Annotated in this window: 13 protein-coding genes; 3 read left to right on the top strand and 10 right to left on the bottom strand. The window is 58.6% G+C overall.

The features are described 5' to 3' along the window. Positions 1–146: 146 nt before the first annotated feature. The 5 genes from ACKTS9_RS10760 to ACKTS9_RS10740 form a co-directional block, all read right to left on the bottom strand. Positions 147–1,250 (bottom strand): DGQHR domain-containing protein, encoded by a 1,104-nt coding sequence (locus ACKTS9_RS10760; protein ID WP_349214622.1) that lies wholly within the window; start codon positions 1,248–1,250, stop codon positions 147–149. Beyond that, positions 1,247–1,777, bottom strand: a complete 531-nt coding sequence (locus ACKTS9_RS10755; RefSeq protein ID WP_407880731.1) for an HNH endonuclease — start codon at positions 1,775–1,777, stop codon at positions 1,247–1,249. The genes ACKTS9_RS10760 and ACKTS9_RS10755 overlap by 4 nt, the downstream gene beginning before the upstream one ends. Positions 1,778–1,922: 145 nt before the next feature. Further along, entirely contained in the window at positions 1,923–2,408 is a 486-nt protein-coding gene (locus tag ACKTS9_RS10750; RefSeq protein WP_349214626.1) for a hypothetical protein, read from the bottom strand. 121 nt (positions 2,409–2,529) lie between these two features. Next, on the bottom strand, positions 2,530–3,147 hold the full coding sequence (locus tag ACKTS9_RS10745) for a TetR/AcrR family transcriptional regulator (protein WP_349214628.1): 618 nt from the start codon (positions 3,145–3,147) through the stop codon (positions 2,530–2,532). A gap of 88 nt (positions 3,148–3,235) precedes the next feature. Beyond that, the gene (locus ACKTS9_RS10740; protein ID WP_407880728.1) at positions 3,236–4,096 is read right to left on the bottom strand and encodes a LysR family transcriptional regulator; all 861 of its coding nucleotides are present in this window, start codon (positions 4,094–4,096) and stop codon (positions 3,236–3,238) included. 118 nt (positions 4,097–4,214) lie between these two features. Here ACKTS9_RS10740 and ACKTS9_RS10735 point away from each other — a divergent pair, with 118 nt between their 5' ends. The 3 genes from ACKTS9_RS10735 (at position 4,215) to ACKTS9_RS10725 (ending at position 7,951) form a co-directional block, all read left to right on the top strand. After that, on the top strand, positions 4,215–5,246 hold the full coding sequence (locus ACKTS9_RS10735; RefSeq protein WP_349214632.1) for a YeiH family protein: 1,032 nt from the start codon (positions 4,215–4,217) through the stop codon (positions 5,244–5,246). Positions 5,247–5,273: 27 nt separating this feature from the next. Next, positions 5,274–6,170, top strand: a complete 897-nt coding sequence (locus ACKTS9_RS10730; protein WP_349214633.1) for an NAD(P)/FAD-dependent oxidoreductase — start codon at positions 5,274–5,276, stop codon at positions 6,168–6,170. 71 nt (positions 6,171–6,241) lie between these two features. Beyond that, the gene (locus ACKTS9_RS10725; RefSeq protein ID WP_349214635.1) at positions 6,242–7,951 is read left to right on the top strand and encodes a glycoside hydrolase family 2 protein; all 1,710 of its coding nucleotides are present in this window, start codon (positions 6,242–6,244) and stop codon (positions 7,949–7,951) included. A gap of 105 nt (positions 7,952–8,056) precedes the next feature. Here the strand turns inward: ACKTS9_RS10725 and tnpA are convergent, their stop codons facing one another. The 5 genes from tnpA to ACKTS9_RS10700 all read right to left on the bottom strand — a co-directional run bounded on the left by tnpA (position 8,057) and on the right by ACKTS9_RS10700 (position 13,172). Beyond that, positions 8,057–8,521 carry an IS200/IS605 family transposase gene (tnpA, locus tag ACKTS9_RS10720; protein ID WP_349215395.1) on the bottom strand — a complete coding sequence of 155 codons (465 nt, stop codon included), beginning with the start codon at positions 8,519–8,521 and terminating at the stop codon, positions 8,057–8,059. Between the two features lie 179 nt (positions 8,522–8,700). Then, entirely contained in the window at positions 8,701–9,381 is a 681-nt protein-coding gene (locus tag ACKTS9_RS10715) for a DUF554 family protein (RefSeq protein WP_349215182.1), read from the bottom strand. A gap of 16 nt (positions 9,382–9,397) precedes the next feature. Next, positions 9,398–11,347: an FAD-binding protein gene (locus ACKTS9_RS10710; protein WP_349215181.1), complete on the bottom strand. Its 1,950-nt coding sequence runs from the start codon at positions 11,345–11,347 to the stop codon at positions 9,398–9,400. A 15-nt stretch (positions 11,348–11,362) separates the two neighbouring features. Continuing rightward, positions 11,363–12,130, bottom strand: a complete 768-nt coding sequence (locus ACKTS9_RS10705) for a 3-ketoacyl-ACP reductase (protein WP_349215180.1) — start codon at positions 12,128–12,130, stop codon at positions 11,363–11,365. Positions 12,131–12,143: 13 nt separating this feature from the next. After that, positions 12,144–13,172, bottom strand: a complete 1,029-nt coding sequence (locus ACKTS9_RS10700) for a zinc-dependent alcohol dehydrogenase (RefSeq protein WP_349215179.1) — start codon at positions 13,170–13,172, stop codon at positions 12,144–12,146. Positions 13,173–13,179: the final 7 nt, after the last annotated feature.

Here is a 13,179-nt window from a genome sequence, read left to right as displayed (position 1 = left end):
CCACTTGATATGGCCCGTTTTTCTCTATCTCAGCTCAACTGATCTTCCTGTTTTGCCAGATGTTTGCCTGCCATCTACAGCATCACATCTTTCAAAAGTTATGCTGTGAAATATCCAAATCTGCATTCCTCAGTAAGCTGCCGCAATCAGGCCAGAGGGTTAAAGCCATTGCTGTCGCTGCTGGCAAGGTACGCCTTCAGGCCAGTGGCATCATCTTCCGCCATTTTGATGGTGGCTCCCTCGCCCCGGAATTCCAGCGAACGATCGAACAGCGTCTCTTCCTCGCCGAGGCCCTTGTAGTCCTCCAGCTTCTGAATTACCGACCGGACAAACTCCTGTTCAAATTTTTTCTGCCGGGTAACCGCGTACTCTAAAAACGTAGGCATTAACAGCAACACATACCGCAGCCCGCTGATTTTGGTCATGGTTTCCTTGCCGGGACTGGTATAGGATCGTCCGTAAAAGGACTCCCATGCAGAGAGATACGTACTAATTGCCTTTACCTGCTCTGCTGCCGTCAGCAGTTGATGATTGACCTGAAGTTGACCAATTTTAGCCTTATCCAAAATTTTGATCAACTCTTTTGCCTTATAACCCTTGGTGATTTTTTCGGCGCTCATAATGATGCGACCTTTCAGGGGCGAACAGGCTTCGGTGGCCAGAGAATTCACAATGGGGTAGTACTGTTTCTCCGCCTGGTTAAGCATTCCCAGCTTGCTCTTCAAATACAAAAGAAGGTTGCCGTTGACCGCCTTCTGTTTTTCATTGGTCACCGTGAACAGCCGTCTGCGCATCTCTACACTGGGTGTGATAAACAGAGAAAAGGCCATTTCGTATACAACATCATCCTTCATCTCTTCATCCCGATACCGGTCTGAAAAGGCAAACAGACGATGCTGGCCGTCGATGATATCGATGGTATTTTCATACTCTCTGATTTCCTCCGGCGCCTGGGGGAACCACATAAAAAAGCTGATTTCGCCATCCGGTTCGGTCTCTTTCTCCACTACCAGGCGGTTGCGGTCTTTGGTACCCAACATCACAGACGCCGGCAGCATTCCCTTTTTCCGCGGAGAAACATACTCAGAGAGCTCCTGCAGATGCTGTTTTTCCAGTGGTCTTTGTGCCTCCTGAAGAGATCCCACGTCAATGCTCTGATCCGCCAGCTTCACCAGAACGCGCGGATCGTATTTTCCGATGTAAAACGCCTGCCCATATTGATTGACCTGTGTTAACCGAACTTTTTTCATATTGCTTCTCCTCTCGTTCCAAAAAATAAATCATACACGACCGTCACCGCTTGGTTGCTCTTTTTCCGGTTACAAGCGGCACACAGCACCCGTTTGTTATTCTCCAATTCATCCCCTACATAATCCCAGGGAACAATGTGGTCCACATGAAAATCATCCACGTTCACTTTCCTGTTGCAAACCGCACATTTGCCTGCCTGCTTGTTCCAAAGGAAACGGCGCTCTTCCTCGGAAATCGGAAGCCGCCGCGGCTTTTTGTGAAAAGCCGCGCGAATGCAGCAGTCCAACCAAGCCAGATCTTCCTCGCTGAGGCGGCAATTGCAAACCCCCTGCGCCGCAATCTGTGCGGCACGCAGATTGTCGTGCCGATGATACAACCGCCGGATTCTCAAAGAATTTTCCGGAGATCTCTTCATATATTCACAAACTTCCCGCAAAACCATACAACGAACATCCCGCCGAAGAGCTTCTTCCACATGAGACAGCTCCACATGGTTCAAGGCCGCAAGCATTTCAAGATCGCTCATTTCCTCCTCCTTTTGAGTCAATTCTCCTTTTTTGATCTTTTGTCTTTATTATATCCAAATTTTAGATCTTATCAATACTATTATTAAATTTAGATCTAAATTAAGATCTAAAAATAAAAAACTCCCTGAACGGGAGCTTTTCTTTTTATTTTTTTGCAAAGTGATTCAGGAAAAAATCCGTGAACGCAGCCAGTTCTTCTTCCTGGGAGACGTATACGTAAAGACTCTCATCCTCCAGCCAGTCGTAGGCATTGATGCCGATATACCCCTTCCGGTCCGGATAAATGATAAACGCATCGTTGGGATATTTGTTCCGGTATGCTTTCAGAATCTCCGAGCGGCGGTAGTACACCGGCTCGCCTGCACCGGAAAGATCCGGCACGGTCGGGACCACCACAATGGTCTGGCTGGCTTCGTTCCAGCCCACGATCAGGTTGCCGATTTTGGTTCTGCTGCCGTGAACAATGCCGAAATTGAACCGGGACACATCCTCTGTATAGCCGAAAATCAACCGATAGTCCCCGCCGCCGTCCACGGCCCCGTTGAACAGTTCGCGCATTTTTTTCGCGTTGGCATTGCTCTTTTCCATGTCAATCTGCGGTCCTTTGAACAGTTTGCTGAAAATACCCATGTGCGTTTCCTCCTAAGACGATTTTGATTTTATAAATAAAGACAACTTTCAGAATTTGTCTTTATTTTGCATGAAAAGAAATCCGCCAAACACGCGGTCTGCGTCATTCGGCGGATCGAACTTATCCGCTTGTCTTTTGAAATTTTTCAAAGCCTTCTACAATGGCGTTGATTTGAAATGCCACCGTTTGGTCCGCTGCTTCGGGCACGAACAGCGGCAACGTATCGGGGATGGCCCGGCGCACGATCATGGCCGCCAGACTCACATTGGTAAAGAGCGCCACCCGCTCTCGGTTGGCCGGGATGCCGAAGCACTCCAGCAGTTCGCCAAACAGACGCGCCTGCTTTTCCCGAAAGACACGGGCGCTCTCCTCAGAAAGGCGCCGGAAAATCAGCCGCTGCTCCTCGACGGTGAGAACGGCGATCCCGTTCTTTTCGCCGTAACAGCAATCCGTCAGGAAGCGCCGCAACGCCTCACTGCGGCTCAGCGCAGGGTCGTTTGCCAGCGCCTGCGCATGGGCCAGAATTTTTGGCTGCTGCAAATACAAGGCCTCTACCATCAAATCTTCTTTTGTTGGAAAAAAGGAATAGAAAAAGGCACGGGAGATGCCCACCGCCTTACAGATTTGCTCCACCGTCGTATGCTGCACACCCTGGCGGGCCATGTGGCGAAGTCCCTCGGCGATCAGCGCCTGACGGATCCGCTCCCGGTCTTCCTCCGAATAAGCTACTTTCGGCATCTCTGCACCCTCCTTTCCAGCAAATAAAGACAATTCAAAATATTTGTCTTTATTTTACCATGTCCTATTGCTGTGCGCAAGAGAAACGTCATCGCATCCAATCTGCCCAGGTCCCGGCGAACAGATTATTTTTCAGGCACACAAAATAGAAAGCCCCCTGCATCGGCGCATCCGCCAGATCGAAGCGGGCCAGCGTTCCCTGCTCCAGCTCCCGCTGCACCACCGGCTCATACAGGAAGGACACGCCCAGCCCGTCCATAACCAGGGATTTGATGGTGACGAAATCGCTGATGGTCGCCACGCTGGAAAAGCCGCGAAGCGTTCGATTCTGGCGGCGCAGCGCATCTTCAAAAATGGCCCGGGTGCCCGAACCGCTCTCCCGGAGGATCAGCCGCTCGCCCTCCAGCTCTTCCAGTGTCACCAGGCGGCCGGCCAGCCGGTGGTCCGGCGAACAAACACCGAAAAAGGATTCTCTGCGCCAGAGCTGCGCGTCGTAACGGCTGCGGTCAAAAAAGCCTTCCACCAGCACAAAGTCCAGGCGGCCGGCCTCCAGCCCCCGCAGCAGTTCCCGGGTATTGTCCACCAGAAGCGAAAACGATGCGTCCGGATGCGCCCGCAAAAACTGTTCCACCTTGGGGGCGATCACATATTCGCCAATGGTCTTGGAGGTGCCCACCCGCAGGCTGATGGGGGCGGAGGCCGCCATGGTCTGCTCCATCTTCTGTTCGTTGTACGCCATGGAGCGGGTGAATTCCCGCAGGCGAAGGCCCGCTTCGGTCAGACGCAGCACCTTTCCCTCGTAAGTGAACAGGCGGCATCCGTAGTGCTGCTCCAAATACTGAATGTGGTGGGTCACCGCCGGCTGTGTCAAACACAGCCGCTGTGCCGCTTTGGTGTAATTCATGGTTTCGCACACGGCGAGAAATGTATTCCAGCGCGGGTCCAGCATCTGCATCACCTATTACGTAAATTTATTGTTTTATTATAATTCTTCATTTTATTTTATCGTTGCTTTGGTTTATAATCAAGGGCGGTCAAACAAAATTCATCGAAAAAGGAAGATTGCAATGGAATTTTTGAAGAAAACCGCGCCGGGACTGCTGCTTTGCCTGATACTGGCCGTTCCCAGCTGGCTTCTGGGCCGCGCGTTTCCGGTGATCGGCGGACCGGTGTTCGCCATTCTGGCAGGCATGGTGGTCACCATGATCCTGCGGGACAAAAGCCGCTATCAGGCGGGCATCGCCTTCACTTCCAAGAAGATCCTGCAGTGCGCGGTGATCCTTCTGGGCTTCGGACTGAATCTGTCGGAGATCGCCAAGGTAGGGGCGCTTTCTCTGCCCATCATCTGCACCACCATTACCGTCTCGCTGGTGATCGCCTTTGTGCTGCGCAAGCGGCTGGCCATGCCCAATAACATCTCGGTGCTGGTGGGTGTCGGTTCATCCATCTGCGGCGGATCGGCCATTGCGGCCACGGCGCCCGTCATCGGTGCGGACGATGAGGAGATTGCACAGTCCATCTCCGTAATCTTCCTGTTCAACATTCTGGCGGCCCTGTTCTTCCCCACGCTGGGCAGTCTTTTGGGGATGAGCAACGACGGATTCGGCCTGTTTGCAGGCACCGCCATCAACGACACCTCTTCCGTGACGGCTGCCGCCTCCACCTGGGACACCCTGCACGGCACCGGCGGCGCGGTGCTGGAGTACGCCACCATCGTCAAGCTGACCCGCACGCTGGCCATCATCCCCATCACGCTGGCGCTGGCCTTCTGGCGCACCTGGCAGGTCAAACGGGGCGGCAGCGTATCCAACGGGTCCTTTGATTTGAAAAAGATTTTCCCCTTCTTCATTCTGTTCTTCGTGCTGGCTTCGGTGATCACCACCGCCGCAACCATGGCCGGGGCGGACCCCGCTTTGTTCCAGCCGTTTAAAGAACTGTCCAAATTTTTCATCGTTCTGGCCATGGCAGCCATCGGCCTGAACACCGATTTGATCAAATTGATTCGGACCGGCGGCAAACCGATTTTCATGGGTGCCTGCTGCTGGGCCGGCATCACGGCCGCCAGCCTTCTGATGCAGCATTTGGAAGGCCTGCTGTAACCCCTGTACAGAAAGGAGCGAACATTCATGTATGACATTCTGATCCTTGGTGCCGGCCCCGCCGGCATCAGCGCCGCCCTCTATGCCGCCAGCCGCGGGAAAAAGGTACTGATTCTGGAAAAATCCCAGGTGGGCGGCCTGATCGGCAACGTGTCCACCGTCACGCACTACACCGCCCTGCTGCCCGGGGAGACCGGAGCCAGCTTCGCCGCGCGCATGCAGGAACAGGCTCTGCGCGCAGGGGTGGACATCGCCTTTGAAACCGTGACCGAGGTGTCGCTTGAGGGAGAAACCAAGACCCTTCGCACCCACAAAGGCGTCTATCAGGCGCCGCGGGTGATTCTGGCGGGCGGCGGCACGCCCCGCAAACTGGGCATTCCCGGCGAGCAGGAGCTGGCCGGCCGGGGCATCGGACTGAACGCCGCCCGGGACGGTGCGCGCTACACCGAAAAAAACATCTATGTGGTGGGCGGCGCAGACGGCGCTGTGAAAGAGGCGCTGTATCTGGCTTCCTTTGCCCGGCGGCTGACCCTGATCCACTTTGAAGAGCAGCTGGGCTGCATTGCGGAGTTCCGGCAGAAGGTGGCCGCCACTCCCAACATCACGCTTCGGCTGGGAACGCGGCTGCGGGGCGTGTTCGGCCGCGACTGTGTGGAACAGCTGGAACTGGTGCGCGAGCGGGACGGTTTTACAGAGACACTGGAGGACCCGGGCTGCGGCGTGTTTGTGTATGCGGGCATTGCCCCCAACACCGACCTGTTCCCCACCCTGGCTCTGCGGGACGGGTACATTCTCACCGACGAAAACATGCAGACCTCGGTGCCGGGCGTTTACGCGGCGGGCGACATCCGCTTCAAGCAGGTGCGGCAGGTGGCCACCGCCGTGGCGGACGGCGCCATTGCGGCCATTCACGCCTGCGCGTAATTGGTTCTTTCCAATCGGGCCGCGTCCTTCTATAATAGAGGAAGAAACATCCTTTTGGGGAGGGAACGCGGATGCTGCATGATCTTTTTACCCCCGAATCCGCCTGCGCGGGCGAGACGCCCTGGCAGGTCTATCCCCGTCCGCAGCTGCGGCGGGACAGCTATTGGAACCTGAACGGGCAGTGGCAATTTGCCGTCCGGGAAGACCCGCAGGAGCCGGAGCGCTATGAACAGACGATCCGGGTGCCCTTCTGCCCGGAGAGCCTTTTGTCCGGGGTGCATGCCCATTTTGCCGAGGGCCGGTTTCTGTTTTACCGCCGGACCTTCGCCCTGCCGGACGGCTTTGTTCGCGGGCGTGTGCTGCTGCACATCGGCGCGGCGGACCAGGTGCTGGACTGCTTTGTAAACGGCAGGGCCATGGGGTCCCACACGGGCGGATACCATGCCATGACCTTTGACATCACCGACGCGCTGCAGGCGGAAAACACGCTGGTCCTGCGGGTGCAGGACGATTTGCGCAGCCCGGTGCAGCCCTACGGCAAGCAGGTGATGAAGCGGGGCGGCATGTGGTACACGCCGGTGTCCGGCATCTGGCAGACGGTGTGGCTGGAGAGCGTGCCCGTGCCGTTCATCCATGGGCTGGACATTCGGGCGGACGACCGGCGGGCGGTGGTGGACACCGGGGATCCTTCTCTCAACGGCACGGTGACCGTGCGCACCCCCGACGGAACGATGACCTGCCCGCTGGAGCACGGCCGCGCGGAGATCTGCCCCCGGCAGCCCCGGCTGTGGTGCCCCGAGGACCCCTATCTGTACCGTTTTACGGTGGAGGCGGACAGCGACCGGGTGGAGAGCTACTTCGCCCTTCGCCGGCTGGAGATTCGCACCGTAAACGGCGTGCCCCGCCTGTGCCTGAACGGAAAACCCCGGTTTTTCCACGGTGTGCTGGACCAGGGCTATTACAGCGACGGCCTGTATACGCCCGCTGCCCCGGAGTGCTATGAGCGGGACATCCGCGCCATGAAAGAGCTGGGTTTCAACACACTGCGAAAGCACATCAAGATCGAGCCGGAAGAGTTCTATTACCAGTGCGACCGCCTGGGCATGTTCGTCTTTCAGGACATGGTGAACAACGGGGAGTACCGCTTTGTGCGGGACACGCTGCTGCCCACCCTGGGCCTGCAGACCCGCCCCGACGCAAAGATGCACCCGGACCCCCGTGGGCGGCAGGCTTTTCTGGACGGCATGGAGGCCACCGTGTCCCAGCTGCGCAACCACCCCTGCATTGTTTACTGGACCATCTTCAACGAGGGATGGGGCCAGTTTGATTCCAGCCGGGTGTATGCCCGGCTGCGGGCCCTGGATGACAGCCGCTTCATCGACACGGCCTCGGGCTGGTTCCGCGGCGGCGACAGCGACGTGGACAGCCGGCATATTTACTTTGGCCCCTGGCGGCTGAAGCCGGGCCGCCGTCCGCTGGTGCTGACGGAGTTCGGCGGCGCTTGTCTGGCTGAGGAGGGACATCTGTTCCACCCGGACAAAGCCTATGGCTACAGCACCTGCAAAACCCGGGACCAGTTGCTGCAAAAACTGCAAAAGCTGTACGAAGCCCGGGTGCTGCCCGCGGTCCGGCAGGGGCTGTGCGCGGCCATCTACACCCAGCTGTCGGACGTGGAAGATGAGATCAACGGCCTGCTGACCTACGACCGGCAGGTGCAGAAAGTGCCCGCGGATCCCATGCGGGAAATCGCCCGGCGGCTGTATCAGGCTGCGGAAGAATAATAGTAACCCACCAGCGAAGCTGGTGGTTCTTCAGAAGCGGGCAAAGCCCTAAAATACTAGCCACGCCTAAAGGCGTTGGTACGGTCTGCCACCTGCGAAAGAATATTACTTGCTACCCGTAAACGGGTCTATGTATTCTTTAAGGGTCATCTGATCCTCAATCTGATCTTCTTTGAGTTGGTTTTGGATATACTCCGCAATCTTCTTTGCGTTCTTACCTGCTGTATCGACATAGTATCCACGGCACCAAAACTGCCTGTTTCCATATTTGTACTTCAAATTGGAATGTCTCTCGAAAATGATCAGACTGCTTTTCCCCTTGAGAAAACCTACGAAACTGGATACACTCATCTTAGGCGGTATTTCCACCAGCATGTGGATATGATCCGGACACACTTCCGCCTCTACTATTTTCACTTGTTTCCAATTGCATAATTCTCTCAATATCTTCCCTATTTCCACACGGTTTTCTTTGTAAAAGATTTTTCTGCGATACTTCGGCGCAAATACTATGTGATATTTGCAGTTCCATGTTGTATGTGCTAAACTATTCTTGTCATTAGGCGTCATGCCTTTTGTCCTCCTTTTGATACTTTAGTGCAGTTGGCAGACCGCATCTTTATTGTATCAAAAGGAGTTTTTATTTCCTATGCAACGCTAAAGCTTTTTGAGAACTCCCCGGCACAGCCGGGGGTTTTCGGTAAACAAAAAAAGAGCTGCGAGGATTTTCCTCGCAGCTCTTTTGCGTTTCAACCCGCCATGGCCTGCCAAATTCCCGTAAAGGGAAGCACCAGCACCAGCGCGGGCAGCAGATCGATCAGCGGATAGGCGCGGATCTTGGCCATACGCATGCCGGCCGCAATGGTCAGCAGACCGCCGCAGGCAATAAAATTCAGCAGCATGGCATCGCTCATCACGGGCATGAGAAGCTTGGCCAGGAAGAAAAACGCCGTGAAAATGAGCGCCTGCGGCAGCGCGATGATGCTGACGGAGACCCCCATGCTGCCGCCGAAGATCAGCGCCATGATAAAGTCCAGCATCGCCTTGGACAGCATTTGCCCGTGCTCACCCGCAAAGCTCTCCAGCATCACGCCGTACAGTCCGAAGCCGCTGCAGCAGAACACTGCCACCAGCGTGATGTATTCCTCCATGTCAAAGCTGTCCGGCAGGGCCAGACGGCGCAGCACCAGGCCGAACCCGGCCCGGACCCGCCGCTCCAGATGAAGCGCCACGCCCAGCACCACCGCCAGCGTGACCACGGGCATCTGATCCGCCCGGATCACCGACAAAATGCCGCTGCAGATGGCGGTCATGCCGCAGATCATGGGCAGTTTTTCCCGCACATCCGCGCCGATCCACCGGCGCAAAGCGCTGCCCAGCGCGCCGCCAACGGCCACGCCCAGGCAGGACAAAATCAAACCATAGGGCATTGTTCCACTTCCTCACTCAGCCGATGTTGCCGGTCTGGCGATAGGACCGCCAGACATTTTCAAAAAAGTCGTCATCTTCCGGAATGGGGCGCACATCCCGCCATTCAAAACGGCACGCGCCGTCCCGGTACAGCACCTCCTGCACCCGGCTGCCCCGTGTTCCGTCGTCCAGCGCAAAGGTGAACGCATCGGGCAGCTGCGCATAGGGTTTTGTGCCGTTTGCATCCGTGTACAGCGCACTGCCCCGGCTTTTGCCGCCCTGCTCCATATAGTCCACCATGGCCGCCAGATACACCCGCTGGCTGATGAGCATATCCCGCAGGCGGTACACCCAGCACAGCTCGCTTTCGTCCGCAGCAGTCACCCGCCGGGGGAATTCTTCCAGAAGCTGCCGGGTCCGGTCCAGATAGGCCCGGATCTCTGCGCTGCTACGGATGGCCGCACCGCACCGGCTCATGTTTTGGGCCGCGTCGGCCCACAGGGCGCGCACATTGCTGCTGCCGGTGACCACCTGACGGGCCAGTGTGCCCATTTCCGTCAACGCCGCAGCGGCCGCGGCCTCAAATTTCTCCGCAGGCACCTGCCCGGTGCGGCGTGCCGCAATGAACTGTGCCGCCCGGGTGCTGCCCACCTGACCGGCGTTCAGCGCTGTGCCGCCGGGGCGGTACACCCCGTGACTGGCGCTGACTTCGCCCACTGCGAACAGCCCCTCTACATGGGTCTGCCACCAGCAGTCGATGGCCAGACCGCCGTTGTTGTGCTGCGCGCACAGGGAGATCTCCAGCGGCTGCACCGCCAGATCCACCCCTTTGTCCCGGTAGAACTCCACCGCGGGCGCGTTCATGTGCTCCAGCCGCTGGATGGGCGTGCCGAAACAGGCGCCCGCCCGCTGCAGATACTCCCGGGCTTCGGGGTCCAGCTCCTCGTAGGAAAACGCGCCGGAGACCGGGTTCTGCCGGTAGTCCAGGTACACCCGCCGGCCCTTGCAGCGCTCCAGATAGACCAGAATGTCGATGATGGAGCTGCCTCCATCCACCTTGCGCACGTCAAAGGGCCACTGATAGCCCTTGAGGAACAGTTTGCTGAGCATCTCGGCGGCGCTGGAGAAGAAATCCATCAAAAATTCCCGCTCGTCCGTTCCGTCGGGGGCCGTGGAATAGACCCGCGGCAGCACCTGCATATACGTGCCCGACACGTTCCAGCGGGGCCGCACCGACGCCAGCCCGTACTGCCACTCGGTCAGGTTTTTGCCCCGGGCGCCCGCTTCCAGCGCCAGGCCCGTGGCGCCGTAATGGCCGCCGGGATACACACTGTCCGCATACATGCCGGCGGGACCGCCCGTGGCGTAGACCACGTTGTTGCACCGGATGAGCACAAAACGGTCTTTGGGCGCGGCGGCGGTGTTCAGGCACAGCAGGCCATAGGTGCGCTGGCCGTCGCTGAGCACCCGGATCACCTGCAGATGGTCCAGCACCGGCACGCCCTTGTCCAGAACCGCCTGTTCCAGCCGCTCGGTCATCTGCTTGCTGGTGTAGGGGCCCACACTGGTGGCCCTGCGCCGGGGATCGTGGTCGGTTTTATAGCCGATGTATTCGCCGTACCGGTTGCGGGGGAAAGGCACTCCCAGCTCCACCAGTTTCAAAAAGCACTGGGTGGACAGCGCCGCCTCGCACAAGGCGATGTCCCCGTCCACGCACTGGCCGGAGAACAGCGTCTGGGCCATTTCCCGCACACTGTCGCCGTCCCCGCCGGACAGCGTCAGCTTATAATAGGTCTGCTTGTCGCTGCCTGTGTTGCGGCTGGTGCCCGCCAGACGGTTTTCCGTCACCATCAGGATGTCCCGCTGGCCCAGCTGCCAAAGCCGGTCCGCCGCATTGTAGCCCGCCGCGCCGGTGCCCACCACCGCGGTGTTGCAGCTGTAAAGCCGGGCCGAAAAACCATTTGCCGAAAAACGCTGCTCCTCCATGACGTGCCTCCTCTCTCACAGGCGCTTGATGTGGAAGCCTCCGTCCACATCGATGTAGTTGCCCGTGGTGTACAAAAATTTGTCGCTGCACAAGGCGCTGACCGCGTCGGCCACATCCTGCGGCGTGCCCCAGCGCGCGATGGGGAACAGCCCGTCCCGGATCAGCTTGTCGTACTTTTCCTGCACGGTGCTGGTCATGTCGGTGGCGATGACGCCGGGCCGCACCTCGTGCACCAGAATGCCCTCGCCGGCCAGCCGGTCGGCGTACAGCTTGGTCAGCATGGACACTCCCGCCTTGGACACGCAGTATTCGCCCCGGCTGATGGACGACACCTCGGCGCTGCAGCTGGACACGTTGACGATCACGCCCTTGCGGCCGTTCAGCGGCTCCTGCCCGATCATCTGTTTGGCCACGGCCTGGGTCAGGAACATATTCCCCTTGGTGTTGATGCCCACCACACGGTCAAAGCTCTCCTCGCTCATTTCCAGCAGATCGGCCCGCACCTTGGGCGCCACGCCCGCGTTGTTCACCAGCGCGTCCACCCGGCCGAAGGCATCCAGCGCGGCGCGCAGGATCGCAAGGCGGTCGTCGTGGTTCCCGATGTTGGCCTGCACATAGATGCAGTCGATGCCCTCGGCTTTCAGCGCGTCCAGCGCAGCCTGGTTTTTCTCCAGCGGGCCGGTGGCCACCATCACAATGTTGTATCCGTCCAGACCCAGCTGCCGGGCGATGGCAAAGCCGATGCCCCGGCTGGAGCCTGTCACAATCGCTGTTTTTTTCATACTGTTTCTCCCCTTACGGTTTCACGATCACCTTGATGCTGTTGCTGGCCGGGTCCAGCGCTGTGTCCAGCGCCTGCTGCAGCTGCTCCAGCGGAAAGGTGTGTGTGATGAATTTTTCCAAAGGCAGATCCCGGGCCGCGGCGATGGCGATGGGAAAGTCCCAGCAATAGCCCTGCGCGCCCTGAATATGGATCTCATGTGTGACCAGCCGGCTGGCCGGGAAGGTGATCTGCGGCTGTTCGTAAATGCCCACGACGGTGGCGGTTCCGTTGCGCCGCAGCGTCTGAATGGCCTGCAGAAAACAGCTTTCACGGCCCACGCACTCGAAGCTTTTGTCCACGCCTTTTCCGCCGGTCAGCCGCGCCACTTCCTGCTCCAGGTCCGTGCGGCCGCTGTTGATCGCCACGGTGGCGCCCATCTGCAGAGCCATCTCCAGCCGGCTGTCGGACAGGTCTGCCACAATGACCTGCGCCGCACCGCTGCGCCGGCACATGGCCGCCGTCATCATGCCGATGGCACCCGCCCCCAGGATCAGCACCGTTTCGCCCAGCTGGATCTGCGCGCGGCGCACCGCGTGGGTGGCCACGGACAGCGGCTCGATCAGCGCACCGGTCTCGTAACTCAGATCATCGGGCAGTTCATACACGCAGGCGGCCTTCACCACCACGTAATCCGCCATGGCGCCGTCCCCGTTGCGGTACGTAAAGCTGATGTGCTCACAGTAGCCGTAATCGCCGTGGCGGCAGGCTTCGCACGTGCCGCACACAATGCAGGGCTCCACGGTGACGCGCCGGCCCACGGCGACGTTTTTCACGGCGCTGCCCACGGCCTGCACATCGCCGGCGAACTCGTGCCCGATGGTCACCGGCAAAGGCGCGGACGGATGCCGGCCCCGGGCAATGTGCAGATCACTTCCGCACAGGGCGCTGGCGCGCACCCGCACCAGCACCTCGTCCGGGGCAAGCGCGGTGATATCCCGCTTCAAAAAACGGACTTTAAAGGGTTCATAGACCTCGCCCACCCGGTTGTGAATGGTCTCCACAGGCGCC

Origin of the sequence: Owariibacterium komagatae, from assembly GCF_045865535.1 — a bacterium.
In the GTDB taxonomy this organism is placed as follows: Bacteria; Bacillota; Clostridia; order Oscillospirales; family Ruminococcaceae; genus Ruthenibacterium; species Ruthenibacterium komagatae.
The sequence above is the reverse complement of the archived record's forward strand: the minus strand, read 5'-3'. Positions and strand labels throughout refer to the sequence as shown.

Bases quoted from the DNA above. Each gene is read 5' to 3' on its own strand.
- ACKTS9_RS10760 (WP_349214622.1), bottom strand. From the start codon at position 1,250: ATGAAAAAAGTTCGGTTAACACAGGTCAATCAATATGGGCAGGCGTTT.
- ACKTS9_RS10755 (WP_407880731.1), bottom strand. From the start codon at position 1,777: ATGAGCGATCTTGAAATGCTTGCGGCCTTGAACCATGTGGAGCTGTCT.
- ACKTS9_RS10750 (WP_349214626.1), bottom strand. From the start codon at position 2,408: ATGGGTATTTTCAGCAAACTGTTCAAAGGACCGCAGATTGACATGGAA.
- ACKTS9_RS10745 (WP_349214628.1), bottom strand. From the start codon at position 3,147: ATGCCGAAAGTAGCTTATTCGGAGGAAGACCGGGAGCGGATCCGTCAG.
- ACKTS9_RS10740 (WP_407880728.1), bottom strand. From the start codon at position 4,096: ATGCTGGACCCGCGCTGGAATACATTTCTCGCCGTGTGCGAAACCATG.
- ACKTS9_RS10735 (WP_349214632.1), top strand. From the start codon at position 4,215: ATGGAATTTTTGAAGAAAACCGCGCCGGGACTGCTGCTTTGCCTGATA.
- ACKTS9_RS10730 (WP_349214633.1), top strand. From the start codon at position 5,274: ATGTATGACATTCTGATCCTTGGTGCCGGCCCCGCCGGCATCAGCGCC.
- ACKTS9_RS10725 (WP_349214635.1), top strand. From the start codon at position 6,242: ATGCTGCATGATCTTTTTACCCCCGAATCCGCCTGCGCGGGCGAGACG.
- tnpA (WP_349215395.1), bottom strand. From the start codon at position 8,521: ATGACGCCTAATGACAAGAATAGTTTAGCACATACAACATGGAACTGC.
- ACKTS9_RS10715 (WP_349215182.1), bottom strand. From the start codon at position 9,381: ATGCCCTATGGTTTGATTTTGTCCTGCCTGGGCGTGGCCGTTGGCGGC.
- ACKTS9_RS10710 (WP_349215181.1), bottom strand. From the start codon at position 11,347: ATGGAGGAGCAGCGTTTTTCGGCAAATGGTTTTTCGGCCCGGCTTTAC.
- ACKTS9_RS10705 (WP_349215180.1), bottom strand. From the start codon at position 12,130: ATGAAAAAAACAGCGATTGTGACAGGCTCCAGCCGGGGCATCGGCTTT.